We start from the raw sequence: 24,897 nt of genomic DNA on the forward strand, positions 1-24,897 counted from the left end.
AGCGGCCGCTGGCGCGCGGCGTCAGCGACCGGGTTTGCCATGCGAGTGCAGGGGTCAGACCCGCAGGTCGACCTGCTGCACCCAGCCTCCCTTGCCTTGCTCGGTCACATAGAGACCGGACTGGCGCAGCACCCCCTGATTGCCGCTTTCCCCCAGATGGTTGAAGGGGGTGTCGAGGGGATGCAGCAGGATGGCGCCGATCCCTAGCTCCACCAGGGCGATAGGGGACTGTTCCGGCTGCCAGAACTGCAGCGCCGAGAACTGGCTGTCCCGCTCGTCCAGCACCCCGTTGCCATCTTCATCCAGGGTCGCCAGCTCGCCGAAGCCATTGCCGGTACGGGCACCGAACAGCTCGCCACCGTCATCTATGGTGCCGTTGCCGTTGCGATCCAGCGCCACGAAGCCGCTCCCCTCGCCGAGGCCGGGCAGGCTGTCCGCCTTGCCATCCTGATCGATGTCGAAATTGACCCGGGCGTCGGTCAGGCCGGCTATCTTGCCGTCCAGGCTGAGCACCAGCGGATCCTTGAGGGCATTGAGGGTGGTGCGACGCTGGCTGATGTCGAGCTGGCGCCAGTCCAGCACAAAACCGAGATCCAGCTGCAGGGTCTGGCCATCCTGGGTCTGCACGTTTGCCGCCGCCACCACGTTGAGCTGCTCTTTTTGCAGCAGGCTGTCGGTCACTTCCACCAGCTGATCCGGCTCGGCGGCAGGCTGGCTCCCCTCGCCCGTCGGCGCGGGGACCCCCTCCGCGCTCTGATCGGCCGGTTTGATCGGATCCGGCAGCTCTATCTCGTGGCCCAGCATCGCCTCGATCATCAGCTTGATGAGCCGCTGGCGGTTGTCGAGCCCATCGTTGGGAATGCCATCCTGTTCGCCCTTGCCGGCCTCGGCAGGCTTGGCGGGTGCCGGTGTCGGGGCCGCAGGTACCGGGCCGGCAGCAGTGCGGCTGGCCATCTGCAGCGTCAGCAGGCTGCTGCGGGTGAAGGTGAGCTGGCTGCCACCGGCAGCCGCTGGCGTCGAGTCCGCCGGCGCCGTGGCAGGGGACTGCACCTGGCTGGCTGCCGGCACGGGGCCGAGCCGGCGCACCTTGCGGGACTGCGCCTGTTGCTGCTGGTATTGCACCTCCCCCTGGAGGTCGTAGTGATCGATGCGCATATCTTCGCCCTCGGCGCCATACATCTGGTCAGTTATCGACCAGCTGTCGGGGTGGGCTTAACACCGATTGGCTATATCAGAGGGCTGCGGCATCGGCATCTGCACATAACCGCCCCCGCTGGCGGCAATGAAAAGGGAGGCTTGAGCCTCCCTTGTCGTTCATGCTGTCACCGTGGTCATTGCACCGGTTGGGAGACCCCTTCCAGCCGCACTTCCACCCGTCGATCCGGTGCCAGACAGGCGATCAGCGCCGGTTTGGAGCCGCTGCTGCAGTTGTTGCCGGTGATCGGAGAGGACTTGCCGCGCCCCTCGATCCGCACCTTGTCGGCAAACAGTCCCTTGGCGATCAGGTAGTCGGCGACGCTGCGGGCGCGCTGCTCGGAGAGCGCCTGGTTGTAGGCGTCGGAGCCGATGCGATCGGTGTGGCCGATCACGGTTGCCACCCCGTCTTTCGGATTGGCCGCCACTATCTGGCTGAACAGGTTGTCGAGCGCCTGGCTGGCAGCCGGCTTCAGGGTCGCCTTGTTGAACTCGAACAACACGTCCGAGCTCAGGCTGAAGGTCTTGGGCACCACCACCACGGCGGGAGCAGGCGCCGCAGCCGGGGCCGGTGCGGGCGCCGCCACTTCGCCGCCCTGCTGACCGAAGCGATAGAGCATGGCAAACGCCAGCATGCCGTTGTCCATCTCGATGCCGGCACGATCGAGGGAGGTATCCCCGAGCGGGGTGGTGTACTGGTATTCGAGGCGGGCAGCCCAGTCACGGTCGATGGCGTATTCAGCCCCCAGCGCCCCGACGAACACGGCGCCATGCTTGTTGCCGGTATCCTTGATGAAGTCGGTGGCTGTCTGGGCCGACAGTTCGCTGTTGGTCCAGGCGTAGCCGCCGCCGATCCGGCCATAGAGATCCAGCACATCGTTGACCGGGAACCCTATCTTCATGGTGGTCTGGATCATCTGGCTCTTGGCTTCCCCTTCCACCCTCACCCCGCTCAATTCGCCGGACGAGGTGTACTTGCCGAACCAGTCATAACCGAATTCGAAGCCCAGGTTGGGGTTGAGCTGATAGCCGGCAAAGGCGCCCAGCCCGAGCGTATCCTTGCTGGTGCTGGTGTTTTGCAGCGCCCCCAGGGTGTCGGAGACGACCTGCTTCTGATCCACGTCGAAGAACTTGGACCAGCCGGCCTTGCCGCCGGCGTACCAGGTGTTGTCCTGAGCGGCAGCCTGCACGGCCCCGCTGACGAGCAGGCCGCTGACCAGCACGGCAAGTATCGATTTGTTCATGGTGAAAGCCTCTGCAATGAGTCGTGATGGGCGCTCTTGCGCCTCTCTTCCCTGATGGGGCAAACCCGGCCCCGTCCATCAGGTTATCCCATCTGTTGCCAGCCTCAAATGACTTGGGACTCAAGAGTGTGAAGCGCACGGCATTCCCGGCAGGAAAACGCCCCATGCAGGGGGTATCCACGGATGTGCCAGCCAGCGCCATGAAAAAGGGAGGCCAATGGCCTCCCTCTTGTTGCTTGCAACCCACCTAGCTGGCCAGAAACAGCCGGTAGGCGGGGTCATCGCTCACCTCTTTCCAGCCGTAGCCAATCTCGTGCAGGTAGTCATGAAAGGCGGCCACGTCCTCGTCCGGCAGCTCGAACGCGCAGAGCACCCGGCCGTAGTCGGCACCGTGGTTGCGGTAGTGGAACAGGCTGATGTTCCAGCGGCAACCCAGGGTCTCCAGAAAGCGCATCAAAGCGCCCGGCTGCTCCGGAAATTTGAAGCTGTAGAGGCGTTCACCGAGGGGCCGGGCCGGGCGGCCGCCAATCATGTAACGCACGTGGTTCTTGGCCAGCTCGCTCTCGGTCATGTTGACCACCGGATAGCCGTTGCCACCGAGCTGATCGATGATCTGGCCCAGCTCCTCGTCACCGCCGGTGAGGCGCACCGAGACGAACAGCGACGCCTGCTCGGCATCGGCGTAGCGGTAGTTGAACTCGGTCACCATGCGCGGCCCCAGCTGACGGCAGAAGTCGAGGAAGGCCCCCTTGCGCTCGGGGATGGTCACCGCCAGCATGCCTTCGCGCTTCTCGCCAATCTCGCAGCGCTCCGACACGTAGCGCAGGCTGTGGAAGTTGACGTTGGCGCCCGACAGAATGGCCGCCATCCGGCCCCCCTTGACCTGCTCCCGCTCGCTGTAGGCCTTGAGGCCCGCCAGCGACAGGGCCCCCGACGGCTCGGCGATGGCGCGGCAGTCGTCGAAGATGTCTTTCAGCGCGGCGCAGATCTGGTCGTTGGAGACGGTCACCACCTCGTCCAGATACTGGTTGCACAGCCGGAAGGTCTCCTCGCCGATGCGCTTGACCGCCACCCCGTCCGCAAACAGCGAGACCCGTTCCAGATTGACCGGCTCGCCGGCCGCCAGCGCGGCCTTGAGGCAGGCGGAGCCCTCCGCCTCCACCCCGATCACCTTCACATCCGGCAGCAGCTGCTTGATATAGACCGCCACCCCGGCAGCCAGGCCGCCGCCGCCCACCGGCACGAACACATGGGTGAGGTGGGTATCCTGCTCCAGCAGCTCCTTGCCGATGGTGCCCTGCCCGGCGATCACCTCGACGTCGTCAAACGGCGGGATCAGGGTGTAGCCCTCCAACTCGGCGAGGCGGCGGCTCTCGCCGTAGGCCTCGTCGAAGCTGTTGCCAAACAGCATGACGTTGCCGCCCTGCCGGCGCACCGCGTCGATCTTGATGTCCGGCGTGGTCTTGGGCATCACGATGATCGCCTTGATGCCGAGTTTGGCGGCCGACAGGGCGACCCCCTGGGCGTGGTTGCCGGCGGAGGCGGCGATGACGCCGCGCGCCTTCTGCTCCTCGGTCAGAGTGGCGATCTTGTGGTAGGCGCCGCGCAGCTTGAAGGAGTGGACCGGTTGCAGGTCCTCCCGCTTCAGGCTGACGTGATTGCCGAGCCGCTCGGAGAGTTTCTTCAGGGTTTGCAGGGGGGTGACCCGCGCCGCCTCGTAGACGGGGGAGAGCAGCACCTTGCGTAGATAATCCGCCGCAGAGACCATGGTTTATTCCCCCAGCATCGAACGATCGCGCACCGCACCTTTATCGGCACTGGTGGCGAACATGGCGTAGGCGCGCAGGGCAAAGGAGACCTGACGCTGGCGATCGAGCGGCTTCCAGCCACGGGCCTCGACGGCAACGCGACGGGCAGCCAGCACGCTGTCGGCCACCTCCAGCACCATGCTGCGGGCCGGGATGTCGATGTTGATGATGTCGCCATCCTCCACCAGACCGATAGTGCCGCCAGAGGCCGCCTCCGGCGAGACGTGGCCGATGGAGAGACCCGAGGTGCCGCCGGAGAAGCGACCGTCGGTGATCAGGGCGCACGCCTTGCCAAGCCCCATGGACTTGAGATAAGTGGTGGGGTAGAGCATCTCCTGCATGCCGGGGCCCCCTTTCGGGCCTTCGTAGCGGATCACCACCACTTCACCGGCTTTGACGGTGCCATCCAGAATGCCCGCAACCGCCGTGTCCTGGCTCTCGAATACCCGGGCCGGGCCACGGAAGGTGAGGTTCTCCTCATCCACCCCGGCGGTCTTGACGATGGCACCGTTCAGCGCCAGGTTGCCGGCGAGCACGGCCAGGCCCCCTTCCAAGCTGTAGGCGTTGTCCAGCGAGCGGATGCAGCCTTCGGCGCGGTCCAGATCCAGCTCCGGCCAGCGGCAATCCTGGCTGAACGCCTTGGTGGTGCGGATCCCGGCCGGGCCGGCGCGATAGAAGTCCACCACCTCCTGACTTGGCTGGCGGCTGACGTCATATTCGGCCAGCAGCTCCACCAGCGAGGTCCCCAACACGTTGCGGGTATCGCCGTGCACCAGGCCCGCTTTTTCCAGCTGACCCAGGATGGCGACCACGCCGCCGGCGCGGTGCACGTCTTCCATGTGATATTTCTGGGTGGAGGGTGCCACCTTGCAGAGCTGTGGTACCTTGCGCGACATGCGGTCGATGTCGGCCATGGTGAAGTCGACGCCCGCCTCCTGGGCCGCCGCCAGCAGGTGCAGCACGGTGTTGGTGGAGCCGCCCATGGCGATGTCGAGTGCCATGGCGTTCTCGAACGCCGCCTTGGTGGCGATGTTGCGCGGCAGGGCACTCGCATCGTCTTGCTCATACCAACGCTTGGCCAGGGTCACGATGCGCTGGCCCGCCAGCTTGAACAGCTGCTCGCGGTCGCTGTGGGTTGCCAGCAGGGAACCGTTGCCCGGCTGGGAGAGACCCAGCGCCTCGGTCAGACAGTTCATGGAGTTGGCGGTAAACATGCCGGAGCAGGAGCCGCAGGTGGGGCAGGCACTGCGCTCCACCTGTTCGCTCTGGGCGTCGGAAACCTTGGGGTCAGCGCCCTGGATCATGGCGTCCACCAGGTCCAGCTTGATGATCTGGTCGGAGAGCTTGGTCTTGCCCGCTTCCATCGGGCCGCCGGAAACAAAGATCACCGGGATATTGATGCGCAGGGCGGCCATCAGCATCCCCGGGGTGATCTTGTCGCAGTTGGAGATGCAGACCATGGCGTCGGTGCAGTGGGCGTTGACCATGTACTCCACCGAGTCGGCAATCAGCTCGCGCGACGGCAGGGAGTAGAGCATGCCGCCGTGGCCCATGGCGATGCCGTCATCCACGGCGATGGTGTTGAACTCCTTGGCGACGCCGCCAGCGGCTTCGATCTCGCGCGCCACCAGCTGACCCAGGTCCTTGAGGTGGACGTGGCCCGGCACGAACTGGGTGAAGGAGTTGACCACGGCGATGATGGGCTTGCCGAAATCCTGGTCGGTCATTCCGGTGGCGCGCCACAGGGCGCGGGCCCCGGCCATGTTACGTCCGTGGGTGGTGGTGGCGGATCTCAACTTCGGCATGTCTCTACTCCCTGAATGCCCAGCGGGCTCATTATCTTTGGAAATGAAAAAGTGACTCTCGGATCGGGAATCGATCCTGGTGAGGGCACCGCGCAGTGCCCTGACCGGAAGCGACTCGGGGAGGCATGGCGCCTCCCCTCTCTCATCAGTCGTTGACGGGCGTCAGCCAGCCCCACTTGTCTTCGGTCTTGCCATTGAACAGGCCGAAGAAGGCGTTCTGCAACTGCTCGGTCACTGGGCCACGGCTGCCAGCGCCCACCTTCATCCGATCAACGGAGCGCACCGGCGTCACCTCGGCGGCGGTGCCGGTCATGAAGATCTCGTCTGCAACATAGAGCGCCTCGCGGGGCAGCGCCTGCTCGCGCACCTCGTAACCCAGATCGCGGGCCAGCGTCATGATGGTGTCGCGGGTGATGCCGGGCAGGATGGCAGCAGTGGCGGGCGGGGTGAACAGCACGCCGTTCTTCACCAGAAACAGGTTCTCCCCCGCCCCTTCGCTCAGATAGCCGTTCACATCCAGCGCCAGCCCCTCGGCGAAGCCGTTGCGCTTGGCCTCGCGGCTAATCAGCTGGGAAGAAAGGTAGTTACCGCCCGCCTTGGCGCCGGTGGGGATGGTGTTGGGAGCGAGCCGATTCCAGGAGGTGACGCAGACATCCACCCCATTTTTCAGCCCCTCTTCCCCCAGATAGGCGCCCCACGGCAGGGCCGCCACCATCAGGTCGGCCTTGGCATCCAGCGGTGGATGCAGCCCCAGCCCCACGTTGCCGACAAAGGCCAGCGGGCGCAGATAGCCGCTCTTCAGGCCGTTCTCGCGCACCACGGTGCGGCAGGCTTCATTCACGTCGGACTCGCTGTAGGGGACGTCCATCCAGTAGATCTTGGCGGAGTCGAACAGGCGGCGGGTGTGCTCCTGCAAACGGAAGATGCAGGTGCCTTTGGGGGTATCGTAGGCACGCACACCCTCGAACACCGAGGAGCCGTAGTGCAGGGCGTGGCTCATCACGTGTATCTGGGCATCCTGCCAGGGCACCAGTTTGCCGTTGAACCAGATGTATTGGGGGTGAGTGGCGGATTGGGAAGGCTGTGACATTGGCTTGGCTCCTTAAGCTCTGATCCGGGGTTGCTGTTCCAGTGCATCGACCCGGGAAACGTCCACCAACTTCACCAGCTGGCTCCACAACTGCTGGATGGGACGCACCGACTCGACAGTAACCGTGATCCGCAGTTGTTGGCAATCCTGCTCCATGTTGAGGGCGCAGAGGTTGAAACCGCGGTGACGAACCACCCGCAGCACCCGCTCCATCACTTCGGGTCTGGGCTGGGCATGGATTTGCAAGGTATTGAACTGACTCATGGGCGTTGCTCCATCATCTGGTGGTTGGCGACTCCTGGCGGAACCAGGGGCCAGACGTTTTCTTCCTCTGAAATGGCCACATGCAGCAGGTAGGCACTCTCGCTGGCCAGCAGGCGATCGAGGGCACCGGCTATCTGATCCTTGCATGTGATGGTTTCGCCGGGGATGCCGAAGGCGGCAGCCAGGGCGATGAAATCGGGGTTGTCGGAGAGGATGGTCTCGCTGTAGCGGCCGTCGAAGAACAGCTCCTGCCACTGGCGCACCATACCGAGGCGCTGGTTGTCCAGCAGCACCATCTTCACCTTGAGCTGGGCCCGGCGGATGGTGCCAAGCTCCTGCACGTTCATCATGAAAGAGCCATCACCGCTCACCAGCACCACTTCATCTTCGGGGCGCGACATCTTGGCGCCGATGGCGGCCGGCAGACCGAAGCCCATGGTGCCGAGACCGGCACTGGAGAGGTGGTTGCGCGGGCTGGTGAAGCGCATGTGCTGGGCCACCCACATCTGGTGCTGACCCACGTCGCAGGCCACCACGCTGGTCTCCGGCAATCTGGCAGAGAGCTGTTTGAGCAGCGCCGGGGCATAGATGGGCTGGCCGGGATGGTCATAGCGAAATGCGTACTCGCGGGCCATGTTCGCGCAATGCTCACGCCATGGGTCGATAGCAAGGGGCATGGCGAGGCGCGGCAGCACCTGTTTGAGATCCTGGGTGATACCCACCTCGGCGGCGCGGCGCTTGCCGAACTCGGCGGCGTCCACATCCAGATGGATCACCTTGGCTTCGGGGGCGAACTCCTCCAGCTTGCCGGTCACCCGATCATCGAAACGGGCGCCCACCACCAGCAGCAAGTCACACTGCTGCACCGCATAGTTGGCAGCCTTGGTACCGTGCATGCCGAGCATGCCGAGATAAACGGGGCTGTCGGGGTCGAGTGCACCTATCCCCTTGAGGGTGGTGACCGCAGGCATGCCGGTGGCGGCGGCAAAGACGCGCAGCTGTGACTCGGCATTGGCCATGCCCACCCCGCCGCCGACGTAGAGTACCGGACGCTCAGCACCGGCCAGCAGGGTACGGGCGACCGTCAGTTCGGCCTGGCTCAGATGCTCGGGCTCTGCCACCGCAAACAGCGGGCTCTGGGTTGGCACCTTGGCCAGTTGCACATCCTTGGGCAGGTCGATCAGCACCGGGCCCGGGCGCCCCTCACTGGCGATGGCGAAGGCTTCGGCGATCACCTGCGGCAGATCGGCCACGTCAGTCACCATGAAGGAGTGCTTGGTGCAGGAGAGGGACATGCCGAGCACGTCCACTTCCTGAAACGCATCGGTCCCGACGGCGGCGCAAGGCACCTGACCGCTGATGGCCACCAGCGGCACCGAATCGAGCAGCGCCTCCGCGAGGCCAGTTACCAGATTGGTAGCGCCGGGGCCAGAGGTGGCGATGCAGACCCCCACCTGACCGGAGGCGCGGGCATAACCCACCGCCGCCATGGCGGCACCCTGCTCGTGGCGGCAGAGTTGATGGGCCAGGCCACCGTCATACAGGGCATCGTAGACCGGCATGATGGCCCCGCCCGGGTAACCAAACACCTGAGTCACACCCTGTTGCTTGAGAGCCTGTACCAAAAACTGCGCGCCGTTCATCTGGAAAATCCTGTCCTGTGGTCGAAAAAAAACCCCCGAGCTGTGAGGCTCGGGGGTCGCTTGTTTCGTTCTGTCCGGTGGTGGGTCTATCCCTTGTTCCGTGCAGCTAAACGAGCCCCGAGCGGTGAGATAATAATCACCACTAGGACCACAATAATGCTGACGAAACGGGAGGCCATGTTCATAGTTACAACCGGAAATCCTGTGAAATTGGGCGGTTTTTACCGCGAATGGCTATTAGAACTAGCATGGTGATTTTTATTGGGCAAGCGTTTTTTGCCTGACAAGACTCTGATTTTGACTGAGTCCGAACGCGTCGATTGGAACAAAAAACTAATAAAAAACGGTTAACCAGCACATATATCAAACCAAGGACGGGATTTATGTCATTAGCTGTGGTTTATAGCCGTGCCAGCTTGGGTGTTGCGGCCCCGCAAGTGACGGTGGAAGTCCATTTGTCCAACGGGCTGCCCGCCTTCAACATGGTGGGCCTGCCGGAAACCTCGGTGAAGGAGTCGCGGGATCGGGTGCGCAGCGCCCTGCTCAACGGCAATTTCGAGTTCCCGAGCAAGCACATCACGGTCAATCTGGCCCCCGCCGATCTGCCCAAGGAAGGCGGTCGTTTCGATCTGGCCATCGCCATCGGCATCCTCGCCGCTTCCAAGCAGATACCCGCAAAATACCTGCTCGATCACGAATTTTTAGGCGAACTGGCCCTGACCGGCGAGATCCGCCCCGTGCTCGGCGTGCTGCCCGCCGTGCTCGCCTGCCGCGATGCAGGGCGCACCCTGCTGGTACCGCGGGAGAACGGTCCGGAGGCTTCCCTCATCCAAGACGCCGAAGTGCGCACCGCCCACCAGCTGTTGGCCGTCACCGCCTGGCTGGCAGGCCAGTACGAACTGCCACTACCGGATCCCCAGACCACGGATGCCCTGCCCGATGTGCCGGACCTGCAGGACGTGATCGGCCAGTCCCAGGCCAAGCGGGCGCTGGAGATTGCCGCCGCCGGCAGCCACAACCTGCTGTTCATCGGCCCGCCCGGCACCGGCAAGAGCATGCTGGCCAGCCGCTTGCCCGGCATCTTGCCGCCGCTGAGCGAACAGGAAGCGCAGCAGACCGCCGCCATTCACTCCATCGGCGGCCTCACCCCGCGCGCCGGTCACTGGCATCACAGACCCTACCGTACGCCGCACCACAGCGCCTCGGCGGTGGCGCTGGTGGGGGGTGGCAGCCACCCGCGGCCCGGTGAAATATCCCTGGCCCACAACGGGGTGCTGTTTCTGGATGAACTGCCCGAGTTCGAGCGCAAGGTGCTCGACTCCCTGCGCGAGCCGCTGGAGACCGGCCACATCACCATCAGCCGGGCCGCCCGTCAGGTGGATTTTCCCGCCCGCTTCCAGCTGGTCGGCGCCATGAACCCCAGCCCTTGTGGACACTATGGCGATGGCCAGACCCGCTCCAGCCCGGATCAGATCCTGCGCTACCTTGGCAAGCTCTCCGGCCCCTTTCTCGACCGCTTCGACCTGACGGTGGAGGTGCCACTGCTGCCCAAGGGCAGCCTGACCGGCAAGGCAGAGCGGGGAGAGTCGAGCCAGCAGATCCGCGAGCGGGTACTGGCGGCGCGGGAGCGCATGCTGAGCCGCAACGGCAAGCTCAACAACTTGCTTGATAGCCGTGAAATCGAAGAAATTTGCCGCTTATCGCCGCAGGATGCCGAGTTTCTGGAGAACGCCATCCAGAAGCTGGGGCTCAGCATCCGGGCCTGGCACCGCATCCTGCGGGTGTCGCGCACCATAGCCGATCTGGCAGGATGGCAGACCATCGAGAAGGAGCACCTGATCGAGGCGCTCGGCTACCGGGCCATGGACCGGCTGTTGTCACGGCTGCGCAGCGGCTGATACGGGGCAGGAAGCGACCGCGATGGCCCCTTGCATGGTCTCGCGGGCCATCGGCTGATATTATGGCCACAGATCTGACCACTTGATGGCCCCTTATCGACAGCAAGACGGACCCGACTCATGCCCAACAAGCTGATTGAGCGACTGCGCGGCAGCCTCTCGACCCTGCTCTATTTTCTCAACACCCTGTTCTGGTTTATCCCCATCCTCACGCTGGGCCTGCTCAAACTGTTGCTGCCCCTCAAGGGCTGGCGCACCCTCTGCAACGCGCTGCTGGATGGCAGTGCCGGCTGCTGGATCGGTTTCAACAACCTGATCCAGAAAACCATCATCAGAACCCCTTTCGATGTGGTCGGAGTGGACAAAGGGCGCCGGAATGAGTGGTATATGGTGATTGCCAACCATCAATCCTGGGTCGACATACTGGTACTGCAGCGGATTTTTAATCAAAAAATCCCCTTCCTGAAGTTTTTCCTCAAGAAAGAACTGATTTGGGTACCTTTTCTCGGCCTGGCCTGGTGGGCGCTGGACTTCCCCTTCATGCGGCGATATTCGCGCAAGTTGCTGGAAAAGAAGCCGCATCTGAAGGGAAAAGACATAGAGACCACACGCCAGGCCTGTGCCAAGTTCCGCCATATTCCGGTCAGTGTGATGAACTTCGTGGAGGGCACCCGCTTCACCGCCCGCAAACACGACAAACAGGCAGCACCCTATCGCCACCTGCTGCACCCGCGGGCTGGCGGCATCGCCTTCACTCTGGCGGCCATGGGTGATCAGCTGCACAAGCTGGTGGATGTGACCATCGCCTATCCGGACGGCATCCCCAGTTACTGGGACTTCATGTGCGGTCGGGTCAAGGAGATCAAGGTTCGAGTCCGCTTTTTGCCGATCGAACGCAATCTGGTGGGGGATTACTTCAATGACCCCGAGTTCCAACAAGAGTTTCAACAGTGGCTGAACGGGATCTGGCACGAGAAGGACCAGACCCTGGATCAGCTGCTGGCGGACAAGACGCCCTCAACGACGCCATGCTAACCCTGCTCCCGGGTCCGCTGGTGCTGCTCATCAGCGCCGGCCTGACCATACTGTTTACCGCCCTGTGCGCCAGCCTGATCCTGCTGGTGTCACTGGCCAAGCTGCTGCTGCCGATCCCGGCCTTTGGCCGTGCCTGCAGTCGCCTCAACAACCGTTTCATGCGCCTGTGGCTGGCCTGCAACGCCCTGGTCATCCGCCTCACCACCCGCATCGACTGGCAGGTGGAGGACAACACCCGGCTGCGCAAGGATGGCTGGTATCTGATCGTCAGCAACCACATGAGCTGGACCGATATCGTGGTGCTGGGTCATCTGTTTCGCGACCGGCTGCCGGTGCCCAAGTTCTTCATGAAGCACGAGCTGATCTACATACCCCTGCTGGGGCTGGCCTGCTGGGGGCTCGACATGCCCTTTATGCGTCGCTACTCACGGGAGTTTTTGCTGAGGAACCCGCATCTGCGGGGCAAGGACATCGAGACCACCCGCAACGCCTGCGAGAAGTTTCGCCACATCCCCACCACCGTCATCAACTTCGTGGAGGGGACCCGCTTCACCGAGGCGAAGCGCGACGCCTCCCGCTCCCGTTACCAGCACCTGATGTCGCCCAAGGCGGCCGGGCTGGCCTTCACCCTGGCGGCCATGGGAGAGCAGTTCGACAGCCTGATCAACGTCACCATCAGCTACCCGGACAACCCTGAAACCCCCTTCAAGGATTTCCTGATGGGGCGGATGAAGCGCATCCGGGTACGGATCGAGGAGCTGCCGGTGGATGAGCAGCTGGTGGGGGATTACTTCAACGACAAGCAGTTCAAACGCGGCTTCCAGCAGTGGCTGAACCAGCGCTGGCAGGAGAAGGACGCCGTGCTGGCGCAGTGGCAGGCAGCCGATGCGGCGGCTCAGGCCGAGCCGCAGGCAGCCAAGGCGAGCGCCGAGGCCAGCTCCGGCAGCTGATCCTCGCTGAACACCCGGATGCCGTGGCGGCGTAGCAGGGCCGTGGTCATGCCCTCGCCCGCTACTGATTGCCCCTCGAAGCGGCCGTTGTAGATGCGGCCGCTGCCGCAGGAGGGGCTCCCCTCCTTCAGCAGGGCGAAGCGAATGCCCTGAGCCTGGCAGAGTTGCAGCGCCAGCCGGGCGCCGTGATCGAACTCGGCCGTCACATCCAGTCCACCCTCGGTCACCACCCGCTCGCCCTGCCGTTCGGCAGGGGGGCGCGGGGTCGGCAGACCGCCCGCCACCTCGGGGCAAAACGCCAGCGCTCGCCCTTCAGCCCCCAGCTCGCGCAGCCAGTCGCCGACAATGCCCTTGCTCTGACCGTCGTAGCGCACCGGCTGGCCCAGCAAACAGGCGCTGACCAGCACCTTGTGCACGCTGATCTCACTCATGCGTTGTTCCCCGCTGGCTAAAACCTGGGCCATCGTCGCGCAACGAACATGGGCCCAGCAGGCAGGCACTCACCAATACCTTGTGCACGCCTGCGCCACTCATGCTTCCGCTCCGTTCATCACCTGATCGAACATCACGCAGCAGGGGCTCTCCATCCGGTAGAGGATGGCGGGGCGTTGCTTGCCGGTACGCTTGCGGCCGGTATCTAGCAGGATGCCGGCGCGGTGGATCCGCTTGCGAAAGGCCGCCGTGTTCATCGGCGTCTGCAGGATGATTTCGAAAGCCCGTTGCACCTCGGAGAGGGTGAACTCTGCCCCCAGCAGTTGCAGCGGCAAGGTGCTGTAGCGGCTCTTGATCCGCAGCCGCTCCAGCCCCCGGGCAATCAGCTGGGTGTGGTCGAAGGCGAGGCTGAGTCCCGGCAGGTCACAGAGCGGGTGCCAGCAGCCGTGCACCGCCTCGACCTCGGAGTCCACCAGGCAGAGATAGACCAGGGTGGTGGACCAGCCACGGGGATCCCGCTCCAGGTTGCCGAGGGTGCAGACCTGCTCGCTGTAGCAGTGGCCCAGCCCCCACTCAGTCAGCAGGCGATGGCGAGCCGCGTCCAGATCCCGATCCCGGGTCTCGTCGATGCGCAACGCCGGCAGTTGCCAGCAGTGGGCAAAGGGTGGGCGATCGCGGGTCTCAAGCAGCAGCTCGAGCCGCTCCTCGTTCAACCGCAGCACCACCATATCCAGACTCATTCTCAACATGCCGATCGCCCTGCTCGCCTTCGATTAATGTTTGGTAGATAATATCACACGAATAGTATGTGCAGGAGCCACTCAATGGGAACCGTCGCCAGCCTGGATATTGATGCGCAGAAGGGCTTTACCCCCCTCTGCCCGAACGAACTGCCCGTCGCGGGCGGGGATGATATTGTGGCTGCGCTCAACGCTCAGGCCACCCTCGCCAGCCTGCGGATCGGCAGCAAGGATTCTCATCCCGCCAACGCCGCCTGGGCCGTCAGCGATCCCGCCGGCATGTTGCTGCCGCTGGACCTGCCCAACGCCGACCTCACCTGGCCGGTGCACTGCGTGCCGGGTACCCGCGGCTTCGAACTGCTCGACGGCCTGCCGGCCCCGGTCGATTACGACTTCTTCGTCTGGAAGGGGGTCGAGCCGGATCTGCACCCCTACGGCACCTGCTTCCACGATCTGGCCGAGCGCCGCAGCACCGGACTCATCGAGTTTCTGCACGCCCGCGGCGTCACTACCGTACTGGCCGGCGGCCTCGCCACCGACTACTGCGTCAAGACCAGTGTGCTGCAGCTGCGCCGTGCCGGCTTCCGGGTGATCGTCCATCTCGATGCCTGTCGTGGCATCGCCCCCGAGACGGTTGCCAGCGCCCACACCCAGATGATCGAGGCCGGCGCCGAACTCGCCCAAAGCCTGATCGATGTACAACGCCTGCTGGACGCCTGATATGCCCCTCATTCTCATCAGCCTGCCCGATACCGGCGTCTGCAATCTACAAAAGCGGCAGGGGAGCGCTCTTGCGTTCACCCGCCTGCGGGGAGTCTGATATGCCACCCATACTCAACAGCCTGCTTGATACAGATGCTTACAAGCTGCACATGCAGCAGGCGGTGTTCCATCGTTATCCGGATGCCGAGGTGGTGGCCGAGTTCCACAGCCGCAACGAAGAGGATCTGCTGCCCATGATGGGCCAGATCGAGGAGCAGCTGCACCTTGCCGGCTCGCTGCGGCTGACCAGGCCCGAGCTCAACTTCCTGGCCGAGCGCCCCTTCTTTACCGCCGATTACCTCGACCACCTGCGTCGCAAGCCGCTGGATGCCTCCCTGCTCAAGGTGTTCGAGCAGGACGGTCGCATCAACGTGCGGGTCGAGGGCCCCTGGCAGGACGTGATCCTGTGGGAGATCCCGGTGCTCGCCATCATCAGCGAGATGCGCAACCGCTTCCGCTACCCCCAGTTCGGCGCCACTCAGGCGCTGGAGCGGCTCGATCAGAAGATCGACAAGCTGGAGCGGGAGCTGAGCCGGGAAGAGATGAGCGAGTTCAACCTCATCGACTTCGGCACCCGGCGCCGCTTCTCCCTCGCGGTGCAGGATGCGGTGGTGGGTCGCCTCAAGGAACGGCTGCCGGCGTTTCGCGGCACCAGCAACTACCTGCTGGCCCAGAAGTACGGCCTGCCGGCGGTGGGCACCCAGGCCCACGAGTGGTTCCAGGCCCACCAGCAGCTCGGCTTCCCGCTCGAGCACAGCCAGCGGGCCGCCCTCACCAGCTGGCTGGATGAATTCACCAATCACCTCGGCATCGCGCTCACCGACTGCATCACCATGGATGCCTTCCTGCGCGACTTCGACTTCGAGCTGGCCAGCCGCTATCAGGGCTTGCGCCACGACTCCGGCGATCCCGTGGTGTGGGGCGAGAAGGCCATCAGCCACTACCAGCGGCTCGGCATCGACCCCACCGAGAAGACGCTGGTGTTCTCCGATGGCCTCAACCTCGACAAGGCGGTCGAGTTGTTCCGTCACTTCCGCGGTCGCATCAACACCAGCTTCGGCATCGGCACCAAGCTCACCTGCGATCTGCCCGGCGTCAGCCCGATGAACATCGTGTTCAAGCTGATGGAGTGCAACGGCGGCCCGGTCGCCAAGATCTCCGACAGCCCCGGCAAGACCCTGTGCCGGGATGCGGACTTCATCCGCAACCTCAAGCAGGCCTTCCACGTCGGGGTGTAACGCGCCTTTTTGCGGGGCCCATCTTGCGCAGAGCGCCGCTGGCCCCCTACCATGACCCCTTTGCAAGGTCCGACTCGTGTCGGGCCTTTCTCTTGCCCGCACGACAGACCACAAGGAACTGCCCATGACCTCAAAATGGATATTTGCCCTCACTACCCTGCTGACCTGCCTGGGCGCCACCGCCGCCGAGCCGCTGCGGGTCTCCGCAATCCCGGACGAAGCCCCCACCGAACTGCAGCGCAAGTTTGCCCCGCTGGGTGAGTACCTGGCCGAGAAGACCGGCCGCGAGGTCGTGTTCGTGCCGGTCAACGACTATGCCGCCGTGGTCGAGGCGCTGGCGGCCGGCAAGCTCGACATGGCCTGGCTCGGGGGCTTCACCTATGTGCAGGCCCATCGCCGGGCCGACAAGGTGGTGCCGCTGGTACAGCGTCAGGAAGACGCCCAGTTCACCTCCAAGTTCATCGCCAACGCCGACAGCGGCATCAAGACCCTGGCCGACACCAAAGGCAAGGACTTCGCCTTCGGTTCCCCCTCCTCCACCTCGGGCCACCTGATGCCGCGCCACTTCCTGGCCGAACAGGGCATCAACCCTGAGCGTGACTTCGCCCACGTCGCCTTCTCCGGCGCCCACGATGCCACCGTCGCCTGGGTTGCCTCCGGCAAGGTACCGGCCGGCGCGCTCAATGCCTCGGTGTGGGACAAGCTGGTGGAAGAGGGCAAGGTCGACACCGCCAAGGTCAAGGTGATCTGGACCACGCCGACCTACTTTGACTACAACTGGACGGTGCGCGGCGACCTGGACCCGGCCCTGCAGGAGAAGATCAAGCAGGCCTTCCTCAGCCTGGATCCTGCCGTCCCGGCCCAGGCCGAGATCCTCAAGCTGCAACGGGCCAGCCGTTTCATCGAGACCAAACCAGAGAACTACCAGGGCATCGAAGCGGCCGCGACCCAGGCTGGTCTGCTGAAGTGATCGCCGTTGCGCTGGACGGGACAGGGCTGCGGCTCGGCGAGAATCGCATCCTGCATCCGCTTTGCCTGCAGATCGAGGCGGGAGAGTGTGTCGCCATCATAGGGCCGAGCGGCGCAGGCAAGACCAGCCTGCTGCGGCTGATCGGTACCGAACTGCGCGGTGAAGGCAGGCTCGCCCTCTGGGAGCAGGATCCCTGGAGCCTCTCCACCCGGGCCCGCCAGCGGCTGCGCAGCCGGATCGGCATGGTCTGGCAGCAACCGCCGCTGCCCGCCTCCCAGTCGGTGGTGACCGCCGTGCTGGCCGGTCGGCTCGGCCAGTGGTCCCTCGGCCGCGCCCTGCTCTCCCTGCTGCGCCCCTGCGACCCAGCAGGGGCGCGGGCCGAACTGGCACGCCTCGGCCTCGCCGACAAGTGGCTGCAGCGCTGCGGCGAGCTCTCCGGCGGCCAGTTGCAGCGGGTCGGCATCACCCGGGTGCTCTATCAACAGCCGGATCTGATCCTGGCCGACGAGCCCGTCTCCGCCCTCGATCCCGTGCTCGCCCAGAGCAGCCTGGATGCCCTGCTGGCCCAGGCTAGAGCCCGGGGCAGCACCCTTGTCGCCAACCTGCATGCGGTCGAGCTGGCGCTCGGCCGTTTCCCCCGCATCATCGGTTTGCGCGAGGGGCGAATACTGTTCGACTGTCCGGCGACGGCCGTCACCCCAGCCATGCTGGCCGAGCTCTACGTCGGTGATGACGAGGCGGCAGCGTGTTTGAACTGACCCACCGCTGGCGCCATCCCCTTCCCTGGCTGTTGCTGCTGATCGGCTACAGCCTGTGGCAACAGGCCGACGGCTGGCTCGGCCTGTTCGACGGCCAGAGCTGGCGGCAGATGGGCAACTTCCTCGCCACCAGCTGGCCACCCCGGCTGGATCCGGACTTTCTTGCCCTGACCCTGACCGCCACCCTGGAGAGTCTGGCCGTGGCGACTCTGGGGCTGGCCGGCGCCCTGCTGCTCGGCATCCCGTTCGCCCTGCTCGGCTCCCGCGCCCTGTCGCTGGCCGAGCTGGGCCCCATCCCCAACCCGCTGCGCGGCGCCTTGCGCGCCTTCAGTCGGTTCCTCGCCATCCTGCTACGCAGTCTGCCCGAGCTCATCTGGGCGCTGCTGTTCGTGCGCCTGTCCGGGCTAGGCCCCCTGGCCGCCATCCTGGCCATCGCCGTCAGCTACGGCGGCATGCTGGCCAAGGTCTACAACGAGATCATGGAGAGCGGCGCCCTGCAACCGGCCCGCGCCCTGCTGCTCGGTGGCAGCAGCCGGTTGCAGGCGCTCTGGTACGGCGTGCTACCTGCGGTGCGCCAGGAGCTGCTCTCTTACACCGTCTATCGCTGGGAGTGTGCCCTGCGCGCCTCCGTCATCATGGGTTTCGTCGGTGCCGGCGGGCTCGGCCAGCAGCTCGAACTCTCCCTGCGCATGTTTGCCGGCGGCGAGGTGGTGACCCTGCTGCTGGCCTTCATCCTGCTGGTGACCCTGGCGGATGGCCTCAGCGCCTGGCTGCGCCACACCCGTTCCCCCGGCCTGCAACTGCTGGCCTGCCTGGGACTGGCCAGCGCCATGGCGTTTCATCAGCTCGACTGGCGCATGCTGAGCTTCTCCCTCGGCGGACTGGGCCAGTTCATCGGTGAGTTTCTGCAACCGGACTGGTCACCCCCCTTCCTGCTGACGGTCGGCACCGGCCTGCTCGATACGGTGCAGATGGCGCTGCTGAGTACCCTGTTGAGCGCCCTGCTGGCGCTACCGCTGGCCTGCCTCGCCCGCCACTGCTGGCCGCTGCGGCTGTTGTTCAACCTGCTGCGATCGGTGCCTGAACTCATCTTCGCCAGCCTGCTGGTGATCGCGGTCGGGCTGGGGCCGGTGGCGGGCATACTGGCGCTCACCCTGCACACTACTGGGGTGCTTGCCCGGTTGTTCGTGGAAACGCTGGAGAACGCGGATCAGAGCCCTCGCCTCGCCCTGCAATTGAGCGGCGCGGGCCCCGTTGCCAGTTTCTGGTACGGTCTGTTTCCGCTGGTATCACGCCAGTGGCTGGCCTACAGCCTCTATCGCGGCGAGATGAACCTGAGGGCCGCCACCATACTCGGGGTGGTGGGCGCAGGCGGGCTGGGGCAGCAGCTCTATGTGTCGCTGAGCCTGTTCCGTTACGATCAGGCGGCCACCCTGATCCTGGCCATCCTGCTGCTGGTCTGGCTGGCGGAGGCCATCAGCAGACGCACCCGGTTGCCGCGCCCCGCCCCCTCCCAGCGAGACTGCCAGATCTGAGGCCGCGCCATGCTGGCCAGGCTCAGGCCCAAAAAAACAAAAAGCCCGCCGGTTTGCAGCGGCGGGCTTTTTTCGTCGGGTCTGGCGGGATCAGTCTTTCTTGGCCAGCAGGAATTTCACCAGCTGGTTGAACTGCTCCTGGGAAGTAATGGATTCGATCTTCACCATGTACTTGCCGTTGACCAGGAAGGCCGGCACACCGCGGATATTGTAGCTCTCGGTGTTACGGTCAAACTGGGAGACCATGCCGGAGACGGCGAAGCTGTCGACGGCACCGTCGAACTCCTCGGCCGGCACGCCGTTGTCCACGAAGATCTGCTTCACGTCGGCACGGCTCTGCGGGTACTGACGCTGGGTGTGGATCTTGTCGAAGATGGCCGGGGTCAGCTTGCCTTCAACATTCAGCAGGCTGGCAACGGCGTAGGCACGCTGCATCTCCGGACCCATCTCGCGGCCCAGGAAGGCCACCGGGTTTTTCTTCATCGGCACGCCTTCCGGCAGGTTCTTCTTCAGATCCTCGGCAATCGGCTCGAACTTGGCGCAGTGGGGGCAGTAGTAGGAGAAGAACTCCAGCACTTCCGGTTGGGCGCTACCGGTCTGTTTGACCACATCGTAGTTGACGCCTTCCTTGAATTCGGGGGCGGCGTGAACCATGGGGATCATCAGCATGGCAGCAAGGAAAAATAGTACTTTTTTCATGACGTTTCCTGTTAAGGGATCACTGTGAGGCACGCCCGGCGAACCGAAGCAGTGCCAAGCCTATTGCGTCACCACTGCGCAGTCAATGGTCAAGCAGGATGCGCGAGTCCCGTCTGCCGCCCGCTCTCTTTCCCTCATCACCAGCCAGGCGTCAGCGTCAGGGGCGGTGCCTTGAGCGCTTCCAGCTGGTCGTGCAGGGTCGCGATCTGCTGGCGCCAGTAGTGATCGGTGTTGAACCAGGGGAAGTGGCGCGGGAAGGCAGGGTCTTCCCAGCGCCGGGCCAGCCAGGCCATGTAGTGAACGATGCGCATGGCCCGCAGCGGCTCGATCAGCGCCAGCTCGCGCGGGTCGAACTCCATGAACTCCTCATAACCCGCCAGCAGGGTATCGAGCTGGATCAGCTGCTCGTGCCGCTCGCCGCTCAGCATCATCCAGAGATCCTGGATGGCGGGGCCGCTGCGACAGTCATCGAGATCGACGAACATGGGGCCGTCGCGCCAGAGGATGTTGCCCGGGTGGCAGTCGCCATGCAGGGAGATCTGGGCCACGTCCAGAGTCATGGCGTCACTGACATGCTTGATCAGCTCGTCCAGTACCCCGAAGAAGGACTTGGCCAGCCCGCTCGGCAGCCACTCGCCGGACGCCAGCAGCTGACGCGGCTCGTGCAGCATGCTCTCCACATCGAGCCGGACTCGGTGGTGGAAGGGACGGCTGGCCCCTATCTGATGGATGCGGCCGAGATAGCGCCCCACCCACTCCAGCTGGTCGAGGTTGTCCACCTCGAACTGGCGGCCCCCCACGCTCTGCCAGATGGCGAAGGGGTAGCCCTGATGCTCCAGCAGGGTCTCGCCGGCAAAGGCGATGGGGGCGGCAACCGGGATCTCCGCCTCATTGAGGCGAGCGGCAAAGTCGTGCTCTTCGAGGATCTGGGCCCGGCTCCAGCGACCGGGACGGTAGAACTTCACCACGTAGCGGCGACGATCTTCATCCTGAAACTGGTAGACCCGGTTTTCGTAGCTGTTGAGTTCGATGAGACCGGAGTCGATACGCAGGCCGCTGAGGTCCAGCGCATCCATGATGAGATCGGGATTGAGGTCGGAATAGTTGAAACGCATGTCATCCACCATGAGAAAGGGGCGCCGTTGCGCCCCATTCTATCACTACTGCTTATCATTGCCGCGCCCGATGACCGGCTAAAACCGGCCATGGCGACGGCGGTCACAGCCGGCTGATGAACTTGCTGGGCTGGCGCAGGATCCCCTTGCTGTCGTCCGCGGCCGCTCCTTCGCGTTTGAGCACAAAGCGGATGTCCAGGGTCGGCTTCTTCAGATTGAAGGGGTCGACCGCCACGCTCACCGGCAGGGTGAAGATCTCGCCCGCCTTCAAGGTCACCTCACGCGGGCCGAACCATTCGTGCTCCGGCAGCCCCTCCACATCCAGCTGATAGGTCTGGGGATGCAGGGTCTTGTTGAGGATCTTGAGGGTGTAGGTGTTCTCGATGAGCCCCTCGCTGTTCTCGCGGAACAGCTGGTTGCGATCCCGCAGGATATCGAGCCCCATCGGCATGATGGACATGGCGTTGTAGACGAACACCCCCAGCATCACCGCCATCACCAGGCCATAGCCAATCAGTTTGGGCCGCGCCACGTGGGTGGAGTCGTTGGCCAGCTTGTGCTCGGTGGTGTAGCTGATGAGCCCCTTCGGATACCCCATCCGCTCCATGGTCTGATCGCAGGCATCGACGCAGGCACCGCAGTTGATGCACTCGTACTGCAGACCGTCGCGGATGTCGATGCCGGTCGGGCAGACCTGCACGCAGAGGTCGCAGTCGATGCAGTCCCCCAGCCCCAGCGCCTTGGGATCGGCCTTGCGGGCCCGGGCGCCACGGGTTTCACCGCGCTTGGCGTCATAGCCGACGATGAAGGTGTCCTTGTCGAACATAGCGGACTGGAAGCGAGCATACGGGCACATGTGAATGCACATGATGGCGCGCATCCAGCCGGCGTTGCCGTAGGTACAGGCGGCGAACAGCACCACCCAGAAGATGACCCAGCCGCTGGCCTGCAGGGTGAAGAAGTCCGGCACCAGCTGGAACACATCCTGGAAGTAGGCGACGAAGGTTAGGCCGGTACCCAGCGACAGCAGGATCCAGGCCAGATGCTTGGCCCCCTTGCGGGCCAGCTTCTCGGCGTTCCAGGGCGAGGCATCCAGCTTGCGGCGCTTGTTGGCCGCCCCTTCCAGCTTCTCTTCGAACCAGATGAACATGAAGGTCCACACCGTCTGCGGGCAGAGATAGCCACACCAGACCCGGCCGAGGAAGGTGGTCACGAAGAAGAGCCCGAAGGCGGCGATCATGAAGATCCAGGCCAGCAGGGTCAGGTCCTGCGGCCAGATGGTGGCACCGAAGATGTGGAACTGCTGGTGACCGATGTCGAACAGCACGGCCTGGCGACCGTCATAACGCAACCAGGGAATGGCGACGAAGAGCACCACGAAGAACCAGCCCATGGCCTTGCGCACCCGCTGCCAGTAGCCGGTCTGGGCCCTCACGTAGATGCGGTTGCCGGGATTGAACCTGTCATCGCTCGCTTTGAAGGTATTGGGGTTGTATGTCCCCGTTACATCGCCGGTGACATCCTTGATATCGATCTTGTCCTGGTCGGCCATTGCAACACTTCGCTCCACTCATTAATTGTTATGGAGCGGATTATATCTTAAACAGCCTGCTAATTGTGTGGGTAAAATGTATCTAATGTTCGAGTGGCGTCGCAATTTCAAGCAACAAAAAAGACGTATCGCCAGTTGACGAAACGCCTTTTTGAGAGATTCTTTTGAACACCAATAAAGGCTCCAGCTGGAGCAATCTTTACTTGATGCCGCGGGCCTTGAGCAGGGCTTCCTTGAAGTCGGGCACGTGGTCCTTGGCCAGGCCGGGGATCATCGCCTGCTTGTCGGATTCCCGCATCTTGAGGTGATAGATCAGCATGTCGTCGGTCAGCTCGGACAGAGGACCTTCAAATCCCGCTTCCTCGGCCAGTTTGGCAACAAACTGCACCAGGCTGAGATCCTGTTCCTTGATCCAGGCAGGCTGCAACAACTCCAGCAGCTCTTCGATACGATGACATTGCATAGACGACCTCTTTAATCTGTCTTGTGAAACTCAGGCAACCTTACCCATCAAGGCTACTTCGATACGATCCCGCCCATTATGCTTGGCCTGGTAGAGGGCCGCATCCGCTTTTTGAATCAGCTCGCTGATGGAGAGGCTCTGATCCGGCACCAGGGTCGCCACCCCGAAGCTGCAACTGACCTGCCCGGAGACCAGGGATTTCTGATGGGGAATGCTCAAATCCTTCAGCGCTACCCGCACGTTCTCGGCGATCTGCAGCGCCCCCTGCATGCTGGTACAGGGCAGCAGCAGGGCGAACTCCTCCCCGCCGTAGCGGGCGGCGAGATCGTCCTCGCGCCGCTGTACTTCGGCCAGCAGACCCGCCACCTGCTGCAGACACTCGTCCCCCAGCTGATGGCCATAGAGGTCGTTGAACTGCTTGAAGTAGTCCACATCCACCAGCACCAGCGACAGCGGCGCCCGGGCCCGGTGACAGCGACGCCAGGCGCGCTCGAGGCAGTAGTCGAGGTGGGCCCGGTTGGCGATACCGGTCAGCCCGTCCAAGCGGGAGGTGAGCTTGAGATGCTCGGAGACCGCCTTCAGCTCGGCCACCAGATCGGCGTTGGAGAAACGGTGATAAAGCGAGGCAACCTGATCCCGCCGCAGGCGGCGCAGCAGGGTCGGCAGGAAGACGAACAGATACCCGGCCAGCATGCAGGAGACGATCCGCTCCTGCTCGTTGCCCGCCCCCAGCTCGAACAGCATGGCCAGCCCGAGCGGCAAGACGGCGCCGTAAAGCGAGCGGCGGCTGCCAAACAGCATGATGGCGCTGCCGGTGAGGATCAGGCTGGAGAGCATCATCATGGCCGCGCGATAGGTATCGGGCAGCTTGTCCATGTAGAGCAGCACGCCCAGTGCCCAGATGATGGAGGTGATGGTCACCCCGATGAAGAGCTCGCGCTCCAGCACCGGCAGCGGGATCTGCGCCAGCCTGGGCTGACGCCAGCGCAGGTGCCAGCCTCGGCAGATCAGCAGCAGCAACACCCCGGCCAGCCAGCCGAGCGCTTCGGCGGCGGGCAGGTAGTCGTGGAACAGCAGGCTCCAGCCAAGCGCCAGCAGACCCAGGCAAGGCAGGCTGAATGAGGCGTGGGTATAGAGCTGGGCCATGATGGCCTGCTTCACCTGACGTGTCACACTCTGGGTCAACTGCGTACTCCCTGTACAAGAGCCGCACAGTCTACCACTACCCCTTCGGAGCCAACAATAAAACGTCCGTTATTAAGCGGTTAGTCAGTCGATGATGCCAGGCCCCGGCCTGCCGGCAGAGACGGCTCAGCCGCGCTCCAGCTCGTCGAGGATCGGGCACTCGGGGTTTTCATCCCCGTGGCAACAGCCGACCAGCCCCTCCAGCGAGCTGAGCATGGCCTGCAAACCGGCGATGCGGGCGCGCAGATCGACGATCTTCTCCTGCGCCAGCTTCTTCACCTGAGCGCTGGTTCTGTGCTCGTCCCGATAGAGCGCCAGCAGCTCCTGGCACTCCTCCAGATTGAAGCCGGTCTCCCGCGCCCGCTTGACGAAGCGCAGCTCGCGCAGTGCCCCCTCGGTGTAACTGCGGTAGCCGTTGTCGCTGCGCACCGGCGCCGAGATGAGGCCGATGCTCTCGTAGTAGCGAATGGTCTTGGCGGTCAGTCCCGTCGCCTTGGCTACCTTGCTGATGTTCATG

The 24,897-nt window shown here is 64.0% G+C and carries 23 protein-coding genes; 8 read left to right on the forward strand and 15 right to left on the reverse strand.

All coding sequences use genetic code 11. The features are described 5' to 3' along the window. Positions 1–54: 54 nt before the first annotated feature. The 7 genes from E5E97_RS03690 to ilvG all read right to left on the reverse strand — a co-directional run bounded on the left by E5E97_RS03690 (position 55) and on the right by ilvG (position 9,048). Positions 55–1,179: a hypothetical protein gene (locus E5E97_RS03690; RefSeq protein WP_171279885.1), complete on the reverse strand. Its 1,125-nt coding sequence runs from the start codon at positions 1,177–1,179 to the stop codon at positions 55–57. 152 nt (positions 1,180–1,331) lie between these two features. After that, the gene (ompA, locus tag E5E97_RS03695) at positions 1,332–2,438 is read right to left on the reverse strand and encodes a porin OmpA (protein WP_171279886.1); all 1,107 of its coding nucleotides are present in this window, start codon (positions 2,436–2,438) and stop codon (positions 1,332–1,334) included. Positions 2,439–2,685: 247 nt separating this feature from the next. Then, entirely contained in the window at positions 2,686–4,206 is a 1,521-nt protein-coding gene (ilvA, locus tag E5E97_RS03700) for a threonine ammonia-lyase, biosynthetic (protein ID WP_011707857.1), read from the reverse strand. A 3-nt stretch (positions 4,207–4,209) separates the two neighbouring features. Continuing rightward, entirely contained in the window at positions 4,210–6,051 is a 1,842-nt protein-coding gene (gene ilvD / locus E5E97_RS03705) for a dihydroxy-acid dehydratase (RefSeq protein ID WP_171279887.1), read from the reverse strand. Between the two features lie 145 nt (positions 6,052–6,196). Next, positions 6,197–7,141 (reverse strand): branched-chain amino acid transaminase, encoded by a 945-nt coding sequence (locus E5E97_RS03710; protein WP_118880123.1) that lies wholly within the window; start codon positions 7,139–7,141, stop codon positions 6,197–6,199. 12 nt (positions 7,142–7,153) lie between these two features. Next, complete coding sequence (ilvM, locus tag E5E97_RS03715) at positions 7,154–7,405, reverse strand: acetolactate synthase 2 small subunit (protein ID WP_005306810.1); 252 nt, start codon at positions 7,403–7,405, stop codon at positions 7,154–7,156. Then, positions 7,402–9,048, reverse strand: coding sequence for an acetolactate synthase 2 catalytic subunit (gene ilvG / locus E5E97_RS03720; protein WP_118880122.1), 1,647 nt, complete (start codon positions 9,046–9,048; stop codon positions 7,402–7,404). Before ilvG ends, ilvM begins: the two co-directional genes overlap by 4 nt. Before the next feature lie 383 nt (positions 9,049–9,431). On the opposite strand from ilvG, the gene E5E97_RS03725 reads away from it, so the two are divergent. From E5E97_RS03725 to E5E97_RS03735, 3 genes are all read left to right on the forward strand, one after another. Then, entirely contained in the window at positions 9,432–10,946 is a 1,515-nt protein-coding gene (locus tag E5E97_RS03725) for a YifB family Mg chelatase-like AAA ATPase (RefSeq protein ID WP_118880121.1), read from the forward strand. A gap of 120 nt (positions 10,947–11,066) precedes the next feature. Continuing rightward, the gene (locus E5E97_RS03730) at positions 11,067–11,981 is read left to right on the forward strand and encodes an acyltransferase (RefSeq protein WP_029302342.1); all 915 of its coding nucleotides are present in this window, start codon (positions 11,067–11,069) and stop codon (positions 11,979–11,981) included. Then, a complete protein-coding gene (locus E5E97_RS03735) occupies positions 11,975–12,931 on the forward strand; it encodes an acyltransferase (RefSeq protein ID WP_171279888.1) in 957 nt (318 codons plus the stop codon). Before E5E97_RS03730 ends, E5E97_RS03735 begins: the two co-directional genes overlap by 7 nt. On the opposite strand, the gene E5E97_RS03740 is transcribed toward E5E97_RS03735, so the two are convergent. Both E5E97_RS03740 and E5E97_RS03745 read right to left on the reverse strand, forming a co-directional pair. Next, on the reverse strand, positions 12,877–13,362 hold the full coding sequence (locus E5E97_RS03740) for a DUF523 domain-containing protein (RefSeq protein WP_101149667.1): 486 nt from the start codon (positions 13,360–13,362) through the stop codon (positions 12,877–12,879). The genes E5E97_RS03735 and E5E97_RS03740 overlap by 55 nt on opposite strands. A 99-nt stretch (positions 13,363–13,461) precedes the next feature. Beyond that, positions 13,462–14,112 (reverse strand): DNA mismatch repair protein MutT, encoded by a 651-nt coding sequence (locus tag E5E97_RS03745; RefSeq protein WP_011707866.1) that lies wholly within the window; start codon positions 14,110–14,112, stop codon positions 13,462–13,464. 75 nt (positions 14,113–14,187) lie between these two features. On the opposite strand from E5E97_RS03745, the gene E5E97_RS03750 reads away from it, so the two are divergent. The 5 genes from E5E97_RS03750 to phnE all read left to right on the forward strand — a co-directional run bounded on the left by E5E97_RS03750 (position 14,188) and on the right by phnE (position 19,366). Further along, complete coding sequence (locus E5E97_RS03750) at positions 14,188–14,823, forward strand: nicotinamidase (protein WP_011707867.1); 636 nt, start codon at positions 14,188–14,190, stop codon at positions 14,821–14,823. A gap of 101 nt (positions 14,824–14,924) precedes the next feature. Then, the gene (gene pncB, locus E5E97_RS03755; protein ID WP_130631437.1) at positions 14,925–16,103 is read left to right on the forward strand and encodes a nicotinate phosphoribosyltransferase; all 1,179 of its coding nucleotides are present in this window, start codon (positions 14,925–14,927) and stop codon (positions 16,101–16,103) included. Positions 16,104–16,227: 124 nt separating this feature from the next. Beyond that, positions 16,228–17,073: a putative selenate ABC transporter substrate-binding protein gene (locus tag E5E97_RS03760; RefSeq protein ID WP_016352361.1), complete on the forward strand. Its 846-nt coding sequence runs from the start codon at positions 16,228–16,230 to the stop codon at positions 17,071–17,073. Continuing rightward, complete coding sequence (locus E5E97_RS03765; RefSeq protein ID WP_171279889.1) at positions 17,070–17,831, forward strand: phosphonate ABC transporter ATP-binding protein; 762 nt, start codon at positions 17,070–17,072, stop codon at positions 17,829–17,831. Before E5E97_RS03760 ends, E5E97_RS03765 begins: the two co-directional genes overlap by 4 nt. Then, a complete protein-coding gene (gene phnE, locus E5E97_RS03770) occupies positions 17,819–19,366 on the forward strand; it encodes a phosphonate ABC transporter, permease protein PhnE (protein WP_171279890.1) in 1,548 nt (515 codons plus the stop codon). Before E5E97_RS03765 ends, phnE begins: the two co-directional genes overlap by 13 nt. 90 nt (positions 19,367–19,456) lie before the next feature. On the opposite strand, the gene E5E97_RS03775 is transcribed toward phnE, so the two are convergent. From E5E97_RS03775 to cueR, 6 genes are all read right to left on the reverse strand, one after another. Continuing rightward, positions 19,457–20,065: a thiol:disulfide interchange protein DsbA/DsbL gene (locus tag E5E97_RS03775; protein WP_011707872.1), complete on the reverse strand. Its 609-nt coding sequence runs from the start codon at positions 20,063–20,065 to the stop codon at positions 19,457–19,459. 137 nt (positions 20,066–20,202) lie between these two features. Next, positions 20,203–21,192, reverse strand: coding sequence for a serine/threonine protein kinase (locus E5E97_RS03780; protein ID WP_017409685.1), 990 nt, complete (start codon positions 21,190–21,192; stop codon positions 20,203–20,205). 91 nt (positions 21,193–21,283) lie between these two features. Further along, positions 21,284–22,732, reverse strand: a complete 1,449-nt coding sequence (gene ccoG, locus E5E97_RS03785; protein ID WP_016352365.1) for a cytochrome c oxidase accessory protein CcoG — start codon at positions 22,730–22,732, stop codon at positions 21,284–21,286. A gap of 199 nt (positions 22,733–22,931) precedes the next feature. Next, positions 22,932–23,195 (reverse strand): YihD family protein, encoded by a 264-nt coding sequence (locus E5E97_RS03790; RefSeq protein ID WP_005306857.1) that lies wholly within the window; start codon positions 23,193–23,195, stop codon positions 22,932–22,934. Between the two features lie 30 nt (positions 23,196–23,225). Beyond that, positions 23,226–24,380 (reverse strand): GGDEF domain-containing protein, encoded by a 1,155-nt coding sequence (locus E5E97_RS03795; RefSeq protein WP_171279891.1) that lies wholly within the window; start codon positions 24,378–24,380, stop codon positions 23,226–23,228. Positions 24,381–24,506: 126 nt separating this feature from the next. After that, the gene (cueR, locus tag E5E97_RS03800) at positions 24,507–24,896 is read right to left on the reverse strand and encodes a Cu(I)-responsive transcriptional regulator (RefSeq protein ID WP_010635698.1); all 390 of its coding nucleotides are present in this window, start codon (positions 24,894–24,896) and stop codon (positions 24,507–24,509) included. Position 24,897: the final 1 nt, after the last annotated feature.

It is taken from the genome of Aeromonas sp. 2692-1, assembly GCF_013085505.1.
Lineage (GTDB): Bacteria > Pseudomonadota > Gammaproteobacteria > Enterobacterales > Aeromonadaceae > Aeromonas > Aeromonas hydrophila.

Bases quoted from the DNA above. Each gene is read 5' to 3' on its own strand.
- E5E97_RS03690 (WP_171279885.1), bottom strand. From the start codon at position 1,179: ATGTATGGCGCCGAGGGCGAAGATATGCGCATCGATCACTACGACCTC.
- ompA (WP_171279886.1), bottom strand. From the start codon at position 2,438: ATGAACAAATCGATACTTGCCGTGCTGGTCAGCGGCCTGCTCGTCAGC.
- ilvA (WP_011707857.1), bottom strand. From the start codon at position 4,206: ATGGTCTCTGCGGCGGATTATCTACGCAAGGTGCTGCTCTCCCCCGTC.
- ilvD (WP_171279887.1), bottom strand. From the start codon at position 6,051: ATGCCGAAGTTGAGATCCGCCACCACCACCCACGGACGTAACATGGCC.
- E5E97_RS03710 (WP_118880123.1), bottom strand. From the start codon at position 7,141: ATGTCACAGCCTTCCCAATCCGCCACTCACCCCCAATACATCTGGTTC.
- ilvM (WP_005306810.1), bottom strand. From the start codon at position 7,405: ATGAGTCAGTTCAATACCTTGCAAATCCATGCCCAGCCCAGACCCGAA.
- ilvG (WP_118880122.1), bottom strand. From the start codon at position 9,048: ATGAACGGCGCGCAGTTTTTGGTACAGGCTCTCAAGCAACAGGGTGTG.
- E5E97_RS03725 (WP_118880121.1), top strand. From the start codon at position 9,432: ATGTCATTAGCTGTGGTTTATAGCCGTGCCAGCTTGGGTGTTGCGGCC.
- E5E97_RS03730 (WP_029302342.1), top strand. From the start codon at position 11,067: ATGCCCAACAAGCTGATTGAGCGACTGCGCGGCAGCCTCTCGACCCTG.
- E5E97_RS03735 (WP_171279888.1), top strand. From the start codon at position 11,975: ATGCTAACCCTGCTCCCGGGTCCGCTGGTGCTGCTCATCAGCGCCGGC.
- E5E97_RS03740 (WP_101149667.1), bottom strand. From the start codon at position 13,362: ATGAGTGAGATCAGCGTGCACAAGGTGCTGGTCAGCGCCTGTTTGCTG.
- E5E97_RS03745 (WP_011707866.1), bottom strand. From the start codon at position 14,112: ATGTTGAGAATGAGTCTGGATATGGTGGTGCTGCGGTTGAACGAGGAG.
- E5E97_RS03750 (WP_011707867.1), top strand. From the start codon at position 14,188: ATGGGAACCGTCGCCAGCCTGGATATTGATGCGCAGAAGGGCTTTACC.
- pncB (WP_130631437.1), top strand. From the start codon at position 14,925: ATGCCACCCATACTCAACAGCCTGCTTGATACAGATGCTTACAAGCTG.
- E5E97_RS03760 (WP_016352361.1), top strand. From the start codon at position 16,228: ATGACCTCAAAATGGATATTTGCCCTCACTACCCTGCTGACCTGCCTG.
- E5E97_RS03775 (WP_011707872.1), bottom strand. From the start codon at position 20,065: ATGAAAAAAGTACTATTTTTCCTTGCTGCCATGCTGATGATCCCCATG.
- E5E97_RS03780 (WP_017409685.1), bottom strand. From the start codon at position 21,192: ATGGTGGATGACATGCGTTTCAACTATTCCGACCTCAATCCCGATCTC.
- ccoG (WP_016352365.1), bottom strand. From the start codon at position 22,732: ATGGCCGACCAGGACAAGATCGATATCAAGGATGTCACCGGCGATGTA.
- E5E97_RS03790 (WP_005306857.1), bottom strand. From the start codon at position 23,195: ATGCAATGTCATCGTATCGAAGAGCTGCTGGAGTTGTTGCAGCCTGCC.
- cueR (WP_010635698.1), bottom strand. From the start codon at position 24,896: ATGAACATCAGCAAGGTAGCCAAGGCGACGGGACTGACCGCCAAGACC.